This window comes from Virgibacillus sp. LDC-1, from assembly GCF_030137545.1.
In the GTDB taxonomy this organism is placed as follows: Bacteria; Bacillota; Bacilli; order Bacillales; family Amphibacillaceae; genus LDC-1.
Map to the genome: position 1 here is coordinate 49,289 of NZ_JARUVL010000012.1, position 15,542 is coordinate 64,830.

The 15,542-nt window shown below is 38.1% G+C and carries 14 protein-coding genes and 1 other RNA gene; all 15 read left to right on the forward strand.

Going from position 1 to position 15,542, the window contains the following annotated elements:
* Nucleotides 1–127: 127 nt before the first annotated feature.
* The 15 genes from secG to kynU all read left to right on the forward strand — a co-directional run bounded on the left by secG (nt 128) and on the right by kynU (nt 15,518).
* Nucleotides 128–358: a preprotein translocase subunit SecG gene (gene secG, locus QBK89_RS11125; RefSeq protein WP_284141126.1), complete on the forward strand. Its 231-nt coding sequence runs from the start codon at nt 128–130 to the stop codon at nt 356–358.
* Between the two features lie 101 nt (nt 359–459).
* On the forward strand, nt 460–1,206 hold the full coding sequence (locus QBK89_RS11130) for an alpha/beta hydrolase (protein ID WP_284141127.1): 747 nt from the start codon (nt 460–462) through the stop codon (nt 1,204–1,206).
* 49 nt (nt 1,207–1,255) lie between these two features.
* Complete coding sequence (gene rnr, locus QBK89_RS11135; protein WP_284141128.1) at nt 1,256–3,448, forward strand: ribonuclease R; 2,193 nt, start codon at nt 1,256–1,258, stop codon at nt 3,446–3,448.
* 302 nt (nt 3,449–3,750) lie between these two features.
* Nucleotides 3,751–4,494: a metal ABC transporter ATP-binding protein gene (locus QBK89_RS11140; RefSeq protein ID WP_284141129.1), complete on the forward strand. Its 744-nt coding sequence runs from the start codon at nt 3,751–3,753 to the stop codon at nt 4,492–4,494.
* Complete coding sequence (locus QBK89_RS11145) at nt 4,491–5,348, forward strand: metal ABC transporter permease (protein WP_284141130.1); 858 nt, start codon at nt 4,491–4,493, stop codon at nt 5,346–5,348. Before QBK89_RS11140 ends, QBK89_RS11145 begins: the two co-directional genes overlap by 4 nt.
* Nucleotides 5,349–5,375: 27 nt before the next feature.
* Nucleotides 5,376–6,311, forward strand: coding sequence for a metal ABC transporter substrate-binding protein (locus QBK89_RS11150; RefSeq protein WP_284141131.1), 936 nt, complete (start codon nt 5,376–5,378; stop codon nt 6,309–6,311).
* A 135-nt stretch (nt 6,312–6,446) separates the two neighbouring features.
* The gene (gene smpB, locus QBK89_RS11155; RefSeq protein ID WP_284141132.1) at nt 6,447–6,914 is read left to right on the forward strand and encodes an SsrA-binding protein SmpB; all 468 of its coding nucleotides are present in this window, start codon (nt 6,447–6,449) and stop codon (nt 6,912–6,914) included.
* 118 nt (nt 6,915–7,032) lie between these two features.
* Nucleotides 7,033–8,712, forward strand: coding sequence for a M20/M25/M40 family metallo-hydrolase (locus tag QBK89_RS11160; RefSeq protein ID WP_284141133.1), 1,680 nt, complete (start codon nt 7,033–7,035; stop codon nt 8,710–8,712).
* Nucleotides 8,713–8,848: 136 nt separating this feature from the next.
* Nucleotides 8,849–9,211, forward strand: a transfer-messenger RNA (tmRNA) gene (gene ssrA / locus QBK89_RS11165).
* A gap of 209 nt (nt 9,212–9,420) precedes the next feature.
* Nucleotides 9,421–9,621: a hypothetical protein gene (locus QBK89_RS11170; protein WP_284141134.1), complete on the forward strand. Its 201-nt coding sequence runs from the start codon at nt 9,421–9,423 to the stop codon at nt 9,619–9,621.
* Nucleotides 9,622–10,027: 406 nt separating this feature from the next.
* The gene (locus QBK89_RS11175; protein WP_284141135.1) at nt 10,028–10,279 is read left to right on the forward strand and encodes a hypothetical protein; all 252 of its coding nucleotides are present in this window, start codon (nt 10,028–10,030) and stop codon (nt 10,277–10,279) included.
* A 396-nt stretch (nt 10,280–10,675) separates the two neighbouring features.
* Nucleotides 10,676–11,563 carry a tetratricopeptide repeat protein gene (locus tag QBK89_RS11180; RefSeq protein WP_284141136.1) on the forward strand — a complete coding sequence of 296 codons (888 nt, stop codon included), beginning with the start codon at nt 10,676–10,678 and terminating at the stop codon, nt 11,561–11,563.
* 283 nt (nt 11,564–11,846) lie between these two features.
* Complete coding sequence (locus tag QBK89_RS11185; protein ID WP_284141137.1) at nt 11,847–12,050, forward strand: SHOCT domain-containing protein; 204 nt, start codon at nt 11,847–11,849, stop codon at nt 12,048–12,050.
* Nucleotides 12,051–12,073: 23 nt separating this feature from the next.
* Nucleotides 12,074–14,104, forward strand: a complete 2,031-nt coding sequence (locus tag QBK89_RS11190) for a heavy metal translocating P-type ATPase (RefSeq protein WP_284141138.1) — start codon at nt 12,074–12,076, stop codon at nt 14,102–14,104.
* Between the two features lie 130 nt (nt 14,105–14,234).
* Nucleotides 14,235–15,518: a kynureninase gene (gene kynU, locus QBK89_RS11195; RefSeq protein WP_284141139.1), complete on the forward strand. Its 1,284-nt coding sequence runs from the start codon at nt 14,235–14,237 to the stop codon at nt 15,516–15,518.
* The last annotated feature ends 24 nt before the right edge of the window (nt 15,519–15,542 follow it).

Sequence of the window (15,542 nt, forward strand, 5' to 3'; positions counted from 1 at the left end):
ATAAGACTTGCTATACAAATAAAGATTATGCTAAAGTAAAGATTAGATATATACGTGACAAGCTTCGAGGTGTTATTCGGAATTCGAGCTTAAAGTATGTGGTTATTTTAGTGGGGGTGTTTGAATAATGGCTACTGTAATTAATGCGTTATTAGTCATTGATGTAATCATTTTAATTGTTCTAGTATTGTTACAAAGTGGTAAAAGTGAAGGTCTTTCAGGAGCAATCTCGGGTGGTGCAGAGCAGCTATTCGGTAAGCAAAAGGCCCGTGGAATAGACTTAGTGTTACACCGTGGAACGGTTATTACAGGAACGTTATTCTTTATATTGGCATTTGTTGGTGCATATGTAATATAATAGAGACAACCCTTATCATAGTTAATGATGAGGGTTTTTCTTTTGAATAAAAATCGATTAATAGAATAAATGATCTAGATTAAAAGTGAAGGTGAACAATCATGAAAATAAAACAACCCCAACCTTTTACATTCAAAGCAGGTCCGCGCGCAGTATTACTTCTCCATGGATTTACAGGCCATTCAGCAGATGTAAGAATGCTAGGACGATTTTTAGAAAAAAAAGGCTACACAACTCATGCGCCAATTTATCGCGGGCATGGACTTCCACCAGAAGAATTAATTAAAGCTAATCCTGATGAATGGTGGGAGGATGTGTTAACGGCGTATCGTTTTTTGCAAGATGAAGGGCATAATGAAATAGCAGTAGCCGGCTTATCATTAGGTGGTGTATTAGGATTAAAGCTTGCTTATTCCGAGCAGGTGAAAGCAGTTATTCCAATGTGTGCACCGATGTTTTTTGATAATGAAGCACAATTAACAGCAGGGTTTAAACTTTTTGCTAAAGAATACAAGCAGCTAGAGGGTAAAGAGGAAGAAACGATTAAAACCGAGGTAGAAGCATTACTTTCAGATTCAGCGAATATGTTTAAAGCGCTTGGAGCATTTATTCAAACGGTACAAAAGCAAGTAGATACAATCTATACGCCGACTTTCGTCGTTCAAGCTCAAAAAGACGAAATGATTAATCCGGAAAGTGCAAACTATATTTATGACCATGTCGAAACAGATACAAAGCAAATAACCTGGTATGAAGAATCAGGACATGTGATTACATTAGATAAAGAAAAAGACAAGCTTCATGAGGATATTTTTCAGTTTTTAGAATCGCTAAATTGGGAAGAATAAAAAAGAATAGATGGATACCGATGATATAAATAGAAAGAAGGTGTAATGGATGACAGAACAAATGAAAGAAACGATACGCAATTATTTTAAAGAAAATGGAACAAAACCACTTGCCGTTAATGAACTAGAAGAAGAGCTTCAGTTAGAGGATGCAGTTCAATTTAAAGCATTAGTAAAGGCTTTAAATGAATTGGAATTAGCAGGTGAACTCGTGCGAACGAGAAAAAACCGGTTTGGCTTGCCGCAAAAAATGAACCTTATCCGAGGACGTATTCAGATGCATGCGAAAGGGTTTGCTTTTTTAATACCGGATGAAGAAGGGCAATCTGATATTTATATTCATCATTCGGACTTAGCATCTGCAATGAATAATGATAAGGTCCTTGTTCGGATTGAAAAGAAGGATGAAAAAGATAGCAGACCAGAAGGAACAGTTATCCGCATTTTAGAGCGTGCAGTAACCGAGGTTGTCGGTACATATGAGGATAATCGCTCTTTTGGCTTTGTTATTGCAGATGATAAACGTATCCCAAATGATATTTTCATCCCAAAAGGAAATGTAAATGGCGCTGTCGGTGGACATAAGGTCATTGCTAGAATTACGAAATATCCTGAGGGGCGGATGAGTGCAGAAGGAGAAATCGTACAAATTCTTGGTCATAAAAATGATCCAGGAATAGATATTCTTTCAATTATTTATAAGCATGGCATTCAAATTGATTTTCCGAATGAAGTGTTACAGCAGGCCTCAGAAACACCAGAAACAATCTCAGAAGCTGATATGGAAGATCGACGTGATTTACGTGACCAAACGATCGTCACGATTGATGGTGCAGATGCGAAGGATTTAGATGATGCGGTAACAGTTCAACAGCTTGAAAATGGCAACTATAAGCTTGGGGTTCACATTGCTGATGTAAGCTATTATGTAAAAGCGGGAAGTCCGCTTGATAAAGAGGCATTTGAGCGTGGGACAAGCGTCTATCTTGTTGATCGGGTCATACCGATGATTCCTCATCGACTATCGAATGGAATTTGTTCGTTAAACCCACAAGTAGATCGATTGACCTTAAGCTGTGAAATGGAAATTGATCCGAGTGGAAAAGTAGTGCATCATGAAATTTTTCAAAGTGTTATAAAAACAACAGAGAGAATGACCTACCAAGATGTAAATAAAATTTTAGTTGATCAAGATCAAGCACTTCGAGACAAATACGATAGGCTTGTACCAATGTTTGAGCGGATGGAGAAATTAGCTGCTATCTTAAGAGGAAAGCGAATGGGTCGAGGAGCAATTGATTTTGATTTCAAAGAAGCAAAGGTCCTCGTTGATGATGAAGGAAAAGCGATTGATGTGGTGTTACGAGAGCGCTCAGTTGCCGAAAAACTAATAGAAGAATTCATGCTGGCCGCCAATGAAACGGTAGCAGAGCATTTTCATTGGATGGATGTTCCTTTTATACATCGTATCCATGAAGACCCTGATCAAGGCAAGCTGGGGCATTTCTTTGAATTTTTAGCGGGACTTGGTTATATCGTGAAAGGGACTGCTAATGACATTCATCCACAAGCATTACAGAAAGTATTGGAGGAAGCAAAGGGAACACGAGAGGAAATGATTTTGTCAAAGCTCATGCTACGGTCGATGAAGCAGGCAAAATATGATCCGCAAAGTGTCGGGCATTTTGGACTTGCTACTGAATTTTATACCCATTTTACTTCACCGATTCGTCGTTATCCGGATTTGATTGTCCATCGGTTAATTCGAACGTATTTAATTGAAAATAACCTTCAGGGCAAGACAATCAAAGCTTGGAAGGATACGCTACCAGAAATTGCTCGCCATACCTCTGAAAGAGAAAGACGAGCTGTTGATGCAGAGCGAGATACAGATGATTTGAAAAAAGCGGAATATATGGAAGATAAAATTGGTGAAATCTTCTCAGGGGTTATTAGCTCCGTAACAAGCTTTGGATTATTTGTAGAACTTGAAAATACAGTTGAGGGATTAGTTCATGTAAGTTATTTAACCGATGACTATTACCACTTTGATGAGCGTAGCTATGCTTTAATTGGTGAGCGAACAGGAAAGGTGTATCGGATTGGCGAGCCAGTCGATGTAAGAGTAATTAGTGTGAATAAAGAAGAGCATATCGTTGATTTTGAACTTGTAACTGCCTCAGCAAAGAATGGGAACGGAAAAAAACTGAAAGCAAAAAAAGAAAAAAAGAAATCAAAATAAAAAGGAAACCGAGTTTATTGCGATAGCAATGAACTTCGGTTTTTTTTATGGTGCAAGAAACGTAAAAAACAAAAGTTGCATTAGGGAAAATTAATTGTTGACAGGTAATTATTTGACCGTTATACTACTTATTAAGTAAAGGGAAAGATATACGCCTAATTTAAATGTAGTTGGTACATTTTTATAGGTGAATGATTATATTTTTATAAAAGCTATTTTTTTAATTTAAAAGTTGCATTAAGGAAACTATTATAGGTTAAGTAAATAATATATGTAATATTAGGCAGGAAGGTGACAATAGAATGGAAAAAGCGTTATCTGTCAAGGACCTACACGTTTCGTATTATGGAAAAGAAGTTGTTCGAAACATTTCGTTTTCCTTTGATACTGGAAAATTAATTGGTGTTATCGGTCCAAATGGAGCTGGTAAATCCACATTAATGAAGGCCATGCTCGGATTAATACCAAAGGATAAAGGAACGGTAATCATTAATGGAAGACCGTTAAAAGAAGTACGGAAACAAATTGCCTATGTTCCACAACGGAATAATTTAGATTGGGATTTCCCGATTAATGTATTAGATACGGTGCTGTTAGGTACGTATCCAAAGCTTGGATTTTTTCACAGACCGAAAAAGGAACATAAGCAATGGGCAATGGAATGCCTTCAGCGAGTAGGTATGGAAGCATATAGTAAAAAGCAAATTGGTGAATTATCAGGTGGGCAGCAGCAACGGGTCTTTCTTGCTAGAGCCCTCGCGCAAAAAGCGGATATGTTTTTTCTCGATGAACCATTTGTTGGAATTGATATTGGCAGTGAAGAAACGATTGTCCGGATTTTAAAGGAAATTAGAGATCAAGGAAAAACAATACTCGTTGTTCACCACGATTTAAGCAAAGCAAGAGAATACTTTCAGGAATTAATTTTGCTTAATCAGGAATTGATTGAATTTGGGAAGGTCGAGGATGTGCTTCAACCAGAGCAAATTGCTAAAGCATACCAGGGGCAGCTTTCCTTTTTAAAAGAATTGGCGGTGAAACCATGATGTTTTTAGAAGCGTTAATGCAGTATGAATATTTACAAAAAGCGTTATTGACGTCGATTATGGTCGGTATTATAAGCGGTGTCATCGGAAGCTTTATTGTTCTACGAGGGCTAGCGTTAATGGGAGATGCGATTTCTCATGCGGTTTTACCTGGTGTTGCTGTATCATATTTTCTCGGAATTAACTTTTTCTTCGGAGCAGTAGTAACCGGTGTGCTAACTGCGGTTGGTATTGGTTATATTAGTCAAAACAGTCGGATAAAGAATGATTCTTCAATTGGTATTATGTTTACGGCAGCATTTGCCTTAGGGATTATATTAATTACGCTCTTAAAGAGTAGTACAGATCTCTACCATATTTTATTTGGGAATGTGCTTGCTGTTCGACCATCAGATATGTGGATGACGATGATCATTGGAGTAATTGTATTGATTAGTGTATTTGCTTTTTATAAAGAGCTATTAATTACTTCTTTTGATCCAACGATGGCACAGGCTTACGGGTTACCAAATAAATTGATCCATTATTTCTTGATGACGTTGTTGACGATGGTAACGGTAGCTTCATTACAAACAGTAGGGATAATTCTTGTTGTAGCAATGCTGATTACACCAGCTGCGACCGCGTATTTATTAACGAATCGTTTATCAAGCATGATATTTTTATCTGCGTGCTTTGGTAGCTTGTCGAGTGTATTAGGACTTTATATTAGCTATCGAGCGAATCTCGCCTCAGGTGCAACGATCGTTCTAGTAGCAACAACGTTATTTTTGCTAACGTTAATCTTTTCACCAAAGCAAGGTGTGCTATGGAGAGCAATACGTACTCGTCAAAAGCGCACGTCTTATTCTTAATATAAATGAATGCGGAGGACTATAAATATGAAAAAATGGTTACTTGGTTTTATAGCTATTGGTTTGTTCGCTGCTGCGGGCTGTTCCAACGATAGCAATGAAAGCATGAGTAAGGAGGATGGAAAGCTTCAAGTCGTTACAACATATTCTATCGTCTACGATATCGTTTCAAACATTGCTGGAGAACACGCGAATGTAAAAAGTCTTGTACCGATTGGGCAAGACCCTCATTCCTATGAGCCATTACCAGCAGACGTTCAAGCTACTACGGATGCTGACCTTGTATTTTATAATGGATTGAATTTAGAAACCGGAAATTCGTGGTTTCAGAAAATGATCGAAACGGCTGGTAAGGATGGAAAAGATGCGCCGGTATTCCGAATTAGTGAAGGCGTGACACCTCAATACCTAACCTCTGGTGGTCATGAGGGAGAAGAAGACCCACATGCATGGCTAGACGTACAAAACGGAATAACGTATGCAGAGAATGCGAGGGATGCGCTCATTCAAGTAGATCCTAATCATAAAGCAGACTATGAAAAAAATGCTGCCGAATATATAAAGAAACTAGAAGAGCTTGATGCGAAAATTAAAAAGGAGGTTGCTGCGTTACCTGAAGAAAAACGAATTCTTGTAACAAGTGAAGGCGCCTTTAAATATTTTTCAGCGGCCTACGGCTTTCATGCCGCCTATATTTGGGAAATAAATGCACATAACGAAGGTACACCAGAGCAAATTAAGACGATTGTCGACTTAATCCATGAAAAGAAAGTACCAGCGCTGTTTGTGGAAACAAGTGTAGATCCACGTAGCATGGAGACGGTATCCAATGAAACAGGTGTTGAGATTGCTGGAAAGATCTTTACCGATTCGATTGGAAAGTCTGGTGAGGACGGAGATACGTATATTAAAATGATTGAATGGAATTTAGATATGATAACGGATGGACTTGGGGGAAAATAAGTAATTTACGAGTCGAAGTCTCCTCTAATAAAAGTGAGGGTGACATCGACTTTGCATTTATCATGGAATATGGGTTGGCTTTCTCCTGATTATTTGCTAAAATTATGGCACGCATGAAGTTGGAGGAATACGTTTATGCCTAAAGGACTTGGAAAAGTAATTGCACAAAATAAAAAAGCATCACATGACTATTTTATTGAAGATACATATGAGGCTGGCATTGTGTTGCAAGGAACCGAGATTAAATCCATTCGAGCAGGAAGGATCAATTTAAAAGATGCCCACGCTCGAATAAATCATCGTGGTGAAGTACAGCTCATTAACATGCACATTGCGCCTTATGAACAAGGAAACCGATTTAACCATGATCCAACACGGACTCGCAAGCTTTTATTACATCGCAAGGAAATTGATCGGTTAATAGGTTTAACACAGCAGCAAGGATATGCACTCGTGCCACTAAAGGTTTATATAAAAAATGGATTTGCTAAAGTTTTAATTGGCCTTGGAAAAGGAAAGAAGAAATACGATAAACGCGAGGATTTAAAACAAAAACAAATGAAACGAGATATCGACAGAGCAATCAAGGATCGCATGCAATAATATTCGTAAAAATGATTTCGTTTAGGTTCGATAGACACACATCAGGGAATACACCATCAGCAGGCTAAATCATGCTGATGGTTTTTGTATACAAGCAGCGCAAAGGGAGGAAGACGGTATGGATGAGAAGCACGAGTGGTTTGATTGTCGCGAGGAGTTATTAGCTTTAACGAAACAGCTTGTTCGCATTAACAGTATTGTGAATACAGAAGGGGAAAAAGTAATTGCGCATTCGATATTCACGTACTTATCTGCTTTACCTTATTATACCGAGAATCCAACACACCTTACGATTGAACAAACAATTGGCGATGAATTAGAACGATACAATGTTCTAGCTTTTGTAAAAGGAACAAAAGGAACAAAAGGAACAAGTAATCGAACCGTTGTTTTAATGGGGCACATGGATACAGTTGGTGTCGATGATTTTAATCAGCAACAGGACTTCGCTTTTGATCCAGATGCTTGGATGGAGTTTTTACGCAAAGAAGAGCTATCTGAGTCAGTGAAAGACCAGTTAGAATCAGGTGACTGGCTTTTTGGAAGAGGCGTGCTAGACATGAAGAGTGGCATTGCCAGTAACTTATACTTACTATCCCACTACGCAACCCACCCAGAGCAATTAGATGGCAATATCGTATTTTTAGCAGAATGTGATGAAGAGGATAGCTCGAATGGTATTCTGTCTTCTTTAAAAACGTTAAAGCATTGGCGTGAGGACCATGACTTTGACTATGTAGCAGCAATTAACAGTGATTTTGTTGCACCTGCGTTTGAAGGAGACGAAAATCGCTATGTATACAAAGGAACGGTAGGTAAGCTCCTTCCGTCATTTTTTATAACTGGCGATGAAACACATGTAGGCTCCTGCTTTGATGGGCTTGATCCGAATTTTATTGCTTCTGAGCTAACGCGACAAATTAATTATAATCCTGATTTATGTGATGTTAGCTTAGGAGAACGGACAGTTCCACCTGTATCCTTAAAGCAAACCGATTTAAAGCCATCCTATACGGTGCAAACCGCATTATCTGCTTTTGTTTATTATAATTTTTTTGTCCATTCTTGGACACCAGAAAAAGTATTAACTTTACTAAAAGATCAGGCAGAGATAGCCTTTCAAAATGCACTGGAATTATTTCAAGCACGTTATGAGCAATATTGTTCGGCAAATGGGCAGGTGTGTCGTCCACTACCGTGGAAGCCGCGGGTCTTTACGTATGAAGAGATGGATACAATGCTCGTTTCGAAATACGGAGAATCGTATAGCACGCATATGGAGCAGTTTAAACAAGATTTATTATATGATGAGACATTGGATATACGCATGTTTGCTGCGCGCGTAATTGAAGAAGCTTGGCGTTGGATGGAGGATAAAAGTCCGGCTATTTTTGTTTTTTATTCTTCCTTGTACTCACCAAGAGTTGCGTTAACAGGAAAGGATAAAGCAGAGACGAATTTGATACAAGCACTCGATCAAGCGGTTTCGGATATGCAAGACCATTATCGTTTTCCGATTAAAACGCGTAATTTTTTTCCGCATATTTCAGATATGAGCTTTATCGCCATGAGTGATGCGATGGAGGATATTGCTTGGACAACAAAAAATAATCCTGCCTGGGGTACAAAGCTATATGCGAATTATGAAGATATCCAGGATTTAAATATTCCAGTCATTAATGTTGGTCCATATGGAATGGATGGCCATAAAAAGCTGGAGCGGATGGAAATGACGTATTCACTTGAAATTGTTCCTAATTTAACGAATCGTGTTATTCAATATGTATTGCAGAAATAAAGCGCTCTACTTTTAGTTGTCGTCTCCATTATGTACCAGCCGTGTGGTTGGTTGATTTCATCGACTAATATGTTATAATAGGAGAAGTCAGAAGGAAAGTAAAGCTGATATATCCTTCGACGTACTCCTATTATATGGGGACGTTACGGATTCGACAGGGGTAGATCGAGCTTTGGTTGCGCGTCGAGGTTACGGCTCGTAAAACGTTAATCGCCTAAATATAACTGGCAAAGAACGTAATCTTTCTTTAGCAGCTGCGTAAGCACTAGCTAAAGGATCCTTCCTGCGCTCGCCCGTGGTGCAGATTGAAGGGTCTCAACTAGAGCGGGCTACACCACCATTCGCCGTCTGAGGATGTTGGTTGAAATGAATCAGACTAGCTGCATGAAAGCCTGTTGATAGGCCGACATGATAGTGAAAGATAATATATCAACTACACGCGTAGATGCCTTAGTGGCGATATCTCTGGACGTGGGTTCGATTCCCACCGTCTCCACCAATACATACTACTGTAAATTGGTGCGAACGAAAAATAATGCGTTTTAGATTTATATAAGAAGATTAGAAGTCATTCTCTATTAAAAGAGGATGATTTTTTTATTGTTATAATTTCTTGAAAATAACAAGAGCGGTAACCTAAACAAAGTATCGTTTAAAAAAGAGGATTTTATCCTTTCCTGTCGAACATTGAATTTTGGAGGTGATTATTTGACGTTTACTAGAGTGGTATATGCAGAAAACACGTATGACCTTGAAGAAGAATTAAATAAGGTTATTGTTAACGAAACTCAAAATGCAAAAGTTACTTTAAAAGACATTAAGTTCAACTCCGTTTTTCAAGGGGGCGCTTTTGGATCAGAAAAAGTATTACATACTGCTATATTAATTTTTACAAAGACAGAAAATTAGTTAATCCAGAGAGTAAACAACCTAGTATAAAAATTCTACTGGGTTGTTTTTATACTGAAAAAAGTAAACGAAAGAAGCGTTAACGACTAGAAGGGAAGTACCATTATGCTGATAAGGAGAATCCTAATAAGTGTAAATTCGAAACTATATTTTTAGCGTAAGAAAAGATTGGAAATTTAACGAGCTGCAATAAAATCTTGCACTTTATCTTGCTTTAATTTTAAAATTCCAAACGAATGACTTGAGGGTTGAAAACATAATACAAATTATGGTAAAACATGATATGCTTAGTTTACTTGCTTTTACGATGATTTTTTTAATCATTATACAAGTATCCGAATAGAAGAGCACTAAAAAAGTTTTACCTTGGGAAATTATTAGTTAAACCATTTTGGGGGGGAAGACATTGAAGAGAACGGATTTTTTAGGTGCTGTGTTTTTGATTTCAGGGGTATTTTTGTACGGAATCATACATCTTGCTATTGCTAATTATGTGCCTAGTATAGGTGGATGGAGTGAACCACCAGGGAAATTTAAGCAAGTTCGTGATGATATTATGGTCAATATTCCATATTTTTTAAGCATTGCTTTTATACTAATAGGTTTAGTATTACTGTTTTTAAAAGAAATCAAAAATTTAATTGCTCGTTTAGATTAGAGAAGATGTTTTTTCGTAAAAGCAATTTCTTTACTTTTTACATTAAATAATTGTGGGTAGTTTCTTTGAAACGGATTTAATACAGTTTGATCTTCATGTCTAGCTTTGACGGCCGTCTACTAATAGTAGATGGTCTTTTTGTGATGTTACAAATAAAGCTAGTCTTACTTAATAAATGAGAATGTAACTATTATTCAACTTTTATTATAAAGAAGTAAATAGTAGATTTAAGTTATTAATAATTCAATAGAATAGGTCGATATACTTAATAGAATACACAGGAATTTTTACCTACATTCGTGTTTAAGAAAAAAGGCTTCAATACATAATTCTAATTACTGATTGATAATTATAAGGAAAATGGATTCTTGATTGGGACAAAGGGGGAGCTCGTCAATGGTACTCAAAGGGATAGAAAATGATTCTGAAATGATCCAGCATTATCTAGATATTGGGAAATATGAGACTGTTGCTTCTTTATTAGATAAAGTGTTTGAAGACGACCCTGATAATGCTACAGCGCTTTTTCAAATGGGAATCGTGGAAATGTCTCGAAGGAATTATTTAGAAGCAAGAGGATATTGTCGGGAAGCATTACATTTAGGATATGATGAATCCAAAGCAATGCACCTTATCGGTTTCAGTTACCATAGGGAAGGAAAACTTGAAGAAGCAGAAGAAGCTCTTTTGAGAGCGCTTCAATTAACTCCGAGAGATAGTGAATTAATTACGTCCTATGGAGCATTGATGCTACAAACAGGACAAGAAGAAAAGGCACTTGCAGCATTAGAGCGAGCGAGAGAGATTAATCCATCAAACATTCGTGTAAACCAGTTTCTCTGTGAATTTTATGTTGCAATCTATGATGCAACAGTTCAACAAGTACACATAAATAATGTGATGGAATCAGCTGAAGAAGAAGTTCAGAGCTTGGTCTATACGGGGATGTTCCATGCGCTAAAAGGCGAGGTGAAAAAAACAAGGCAATGTTATCAGCAAGCTTTATTACTTCAACAAGAAGATGCAAATATTCTTGCCTTATTAGCGTGCCATGATTCATTGACCCACCCTTTATTTGCTCCTTTTCGGCTAGTGGATAAAATCGGACGACGATCAATCGTTTTTATAGGTGCGATGGTTTTGGTCATGCTTTTGGCAGTGCTTCAATTATTTGTCCCAGCAATGATAGTTTTTTTTACAGCCTTGTTATTCGTTATCTATTCTTGGATAGTACCAATCCTTTATAAAACAAGGATGCGAAAAGCCCTGGAATCGAATGCTTAAAAACTGAATATAAAATGCTACCTTATCTTTGAAAACGAATGGTCACGCGGTAAGTGATCATTCGTTTTTTACTTGTTGTCTAGAGGATAATTCTTTATAGAATAATAGTCGTGTCTAGCTCCAACGCCAAAAATCATTGTCTCTTTTTAAAACATCACTTCCCGTACGGTTCTCTGCATAGAAACTGGATATTTGATGGGTAAACTAAAATTAAAAGCTAGAACCTTCAAATGGTGTGTGAAGTTTTTCTATTATGGGTATTAATTAAAAGGAGTGATAGTAAATGATGCATGGATTTGGTGGTATTGGTTTTACATGGTTTTTCTTAATTATTGTCATTATCCTTGGACTAGTATGGATAATGAAGGATAAGTCATCCGCACAGTCTGAGAATAGTGCATTAGACATTGCCAAGAACCGGTTAGCAAGAGGGGAAATAACGATGGATGAATTTGAAGCGATAAAGGAAAAATTAAAGGAAAAATAAAAAAGATGCTAGGAGGGGATAAAATGAGTAATCATGAACAAAAGCATTCACATGATACTCAAAAGCATGATTCTGAAGAAGCACAGCATTCTAATGGACATGGGCATGGGGGGCACCATGCCCATATGGTCGCAGACTTTAAAAAGCGCTTCTTTATTTCGCTTGTAATTACGATTCCGATATTAATTCTTTCTCCAATGATTCAAAGCTTTATAGGGGTTGATTGGCGCTTTTCCTATGATCAATATATCTTGTTTATTCTTGCATCATTCGTATTTTTCTATGGCGGTTGGCCATTTCTAACAGGCGCGGTTGATGAACTCAAGCAAAAAAGTCCAGGTATGATGACGCTAATAGGGCTTGCTATATTCGTTGCATATTCGTATAGTTCTTTAACAGTATTTGGCTGGGAAGGAAAAGATTTTTTCTGGGAGCTTGCTACATTAGTTGACATCATGCTGCTCGGTCATTGGATCGAGATGCGCTCTATTATGGGTGCATCTAATGCATTAGAGGAACTTGTTAAATTAATGCCAAGTGATGCACACAGGCTTGATGATAATGAAAAGGTAGAAGATGTTCCAGTGAGTAAATTACAGCACCATGATCGAGTGCTCGTAAAGCCTGGCGAAAAGATTCCTGTCGATGGAACCATTGTCAAAGGTGCATCAGCAATCGATGAAGCGATGCTTACTGGTGAATCGGTACCAGTTGAGAAAAAACAAGGTGATACGGTTATTGGCGGTTCGATAAATAAAGAGGGATCGCTCGTTATTCATGTTGAAAAGATAGGGGAAGATTCCTATTTATCTCAAGTGATTACACTTGTAAAAGAGGCACAAGCTTCTAAATCAAAAACAGAGGATTTAACGAATCGAGCGGCCAAATGGTTGTTCTATATTGCACTTGGTTCAGGTGTTATCACATTTTCTATTTGGTTTATGCTTGGCTATTCATTTGATGTTGCTTTAGAACGTATGGTTACGGTAATGGTAATCACTTGTCCACATGCGCTTGGTCTGGCAGCTCCACTTGTGATAGCTGTTTCCACGTCTATATCTGCTAAAAAAGGGTTACTTATTCGAAACCGTGCAAACTTTGAAGGCGCGCGAAATTTAAATGCCGTTGTATTTGATAAAACGGGAACATTAACACAAGGTGCATTTGGTGTAACAGACGTGATTACAGTACATGATTATGAGGAAGCAGATGTACTGCAATGGGCTGCGAGTCTTGAACAAAACTCAGAGCACCCAATTGCAACAGGCATTGTAAAAGCAGCACAAGACAAGGAAAAAGAGCTTCAAGAGCTATCCGATTTTAAATCTATTACTGGAAAAGGGATTTCTGGTAACGTTTCAGGAAAACAAGTACATGTCGTTAGTCCAGGTTATTTGCAGGCGGAACAAATCAGCTATGACAAAGAACAATATCAAGCGCTATCAGAACAGGGGAAGACAGTTGTATTTGTCTTAGTTGAATCGCAATTAATTGGTATGATCGCTTTGGCAGATATGGTGCGTGATACCGCTAAAGAAGCGATTGGAAAGTTGAATGAAGAAGGTATTCATTCTGTTATGCTTACTGGAGATAATAAGAACGTTGCCAATTGGGTAAGTAAGCAGGTTGGAATTGATGAAGTATATGCAGAAGTGCTGCCTGATGATAAGGCAAATCAAATTAAAAAGATTAAAGATAAGGGTTGGAAGGTTGCAATGACTGGAGATGGAGTAAATGATGCACCCGCCCTTGCGACTGCTGACTTAGGAATTGCAATTGGAGCAGGAACAGATGTTGCAATGGAGACAGCAGATGTTGTGCTAGTGAAAAGTAATCCAATGGATGTTGTTTCTTTACTCGATCTATCAACGAAAACATATCGGAAAATGGTGCAGAATTTATGGTGGGCAGCAGGTTATAATATTGTTGCTATTCCACTTGCGGCAGGTGTTTTAGCACCATTAGGAATTGTATTAAGCCCTGCTGTAGGAGCAGTTCTCATGAGTTTAAGTACTGTAATTGTTGCGATTAATGCAAAATTGTTAAAGGCGTAGGGTATTAGGAAGAATCGGTTGATTAGTCAACCGATTTTTTTCGTTCTGGATAATTTCTGCCCACATTGACAACGAAAGAAAAGGTTCGATATATTGTTATTATACAGAAAATTCAGTAGGGGGGTCTTGGATGACGGTGCATAATAAATATACACAGGCATATGCCCAACAATTGGATAAGGAAGATGAACTGGCATTTTTTCAAGCTGCGTTTTATAAACAAGCGGATGCGATATATTTTGATGGCAATTCATTAGGATTACTCTCGAAACGTGCAGAAAAGTCGTTACTCGAAATATTAGCATCTTGGAAGGAACACGGAATTGATGGCTGGATGAAAGGAAAAGAACCGTGGTTCTACTATGCAGAGAAGCTCGGCGAAATGAGTGCGCCGCTTGTTGGTGCTCAAGCGGATGAAGTCATTGTAACAGGATCGGCAACGGCTAACTTGCATCAGCTTGTCGCGACATTTTTTAAGCCGACAGGGAATAAAAATAAAATAGTAGCAGATGAACTAAACTTCCCAACAGATATCTATGCGTTAAAAAGCCAGCTTCAGCTTCATGGGTTGTCACCCGAGGAACATTTAGTACAAGTGAAGAGTAGTGATGGAAGGCAGCTTAACGAAGAGGATATTATCGAGGCGATGGAGGAGGATGTTGCGTTAATCTTCCTTCCAAGTGTGCTTTATCGAAGTGGTCAGCTATTAGACATCGAACGATTGACTAGCGAAGCACATGCGCGAGATATTGTTATTGGATTTGATTTATGTCATTCCATCGGAGCCATTCCTCATCAGCTCCATGATTGGGGTGTTGATTTTGCCTGCTGGTGTAATTATAAGCATTTGAATGGAGGTCCTGGAGCTGTCGGTGGCATGTATGTAAATGAAAGCCATTTTTCCAAACAACCAGGGTTAGCAGGCTGGTTTGGTTCAAGAAAGGATAAGCAATTTGATATGGAACATCAGTTTACGCCTGCATCCCATGCTGGAGCATTTCAGATGGGCACGCCCCATCTATTAAGTGCAGCTCCTTTATTAGGGTCACTTCAACTATTCCACGAAGCAGGATTAGAAAAGGTAAGAAGAAAATCATTAAAGATGACAGACTATATGATGCAATTAATCGAGCATGAGCTAGCTCCATTTCATTTTCAAATAGCAAATCCGAGGGAAGATTTTAAAAGAGGCGGGCATGTGTATATCGAGCATGAGGATGCAGCCCGTATATGTAAAGCATTAAAGGATTCACACGTTGTCCCTGATTTTCGTTCTCCAAATGGGATAAGACTTGCTCCTGTTGCGCTTTATAATTCTTTTGAAGAAATATGGCGGGCAGTGCAGATTTTAAAAAAGATCATGGAGGAAAAACGATACTTACAGTATGAAAATAAACGAGATGTGATTGCATAGGCTTAAAGGCTGGCAAGGATAAAT

Coding starts and splice junctions, on each gene's coding strand:
- QBK89_RS11180 (WP_284141136.1), top strand. CDS start 10,676: ATGGTACTCAAAGGGATAGAAAATGATTCTGAAATGATCCAGCATTAT.
- QBK89_RS11160 (WP_284141133.1), top strand. CDS start 7,033: ATGGATGAGAAGCACGAGTGGTTTGATTGTCGCGAGGAGTTATTAGCT.
- QBK89_RS11150 (WP_284141131.1), top strand. CDS start 5,376: ATGAAAAAATGGTTACTTGGTTTTATAGCTATTGGTTTGTTCGCTGCT.
- QBK89_RS11190 (WP_284141138.1), top strand. CDS start 12,074: ATGAGTAATCATGAACAAAAGCATTCACATGATACTCAAAAGCATGAT.
- QBK89_RS11140 (WP_284141129.1), top strand. CDS start 3,751: ATGGAAAAAGCGTTATCTGTCAAGGACCTACACGTTTCGTATTATGGA.
- QBK89_RS11185 (WP_284141137.1), top strand. CDS start 11,847: ATGATGCATGGATTTGGTGGTATTGGTTTTACATGGTTTTTCTTAATT.
- secG (WP_284141126.1), top strand. CDS start 128: ATGGCTACTGTAATTAATGCGTTATTAGTCATTGATGTAATCATTTTA.
- kynU (WP_284141139.1), top strand. CDS start 14,235: ATGACGGTGCATAATAAATATACACAGGCATATGCCCAACAATTGGAT.
- rnr (WP_284141128.1), top strand. CDS start 1,256: ATGACAGAACAAATGAAAGAAACGATACGCAATTATTTTAAAGAAAAT.
- QBK89_RS11145 (WP_284141130.1), top strand. CDS start 4,491: ATGATGTTTTTAGAAGCGTTAATGCAGTATGAATATTTACAAAAAGCG.
- smpB (WP_284141132.1), top strand. CDS start 6,447: ATGCCTAAAGGACTTGGAAAAGTAATTGCACAAAATAAAAAAGCATCA.
- QBK89_RS11130 (WP_284141127.1), top strand. CDS start 460: ATGAAAATAAAACAACCCCAACCTTTTACATTCAAAGCAGGTCCGCGC.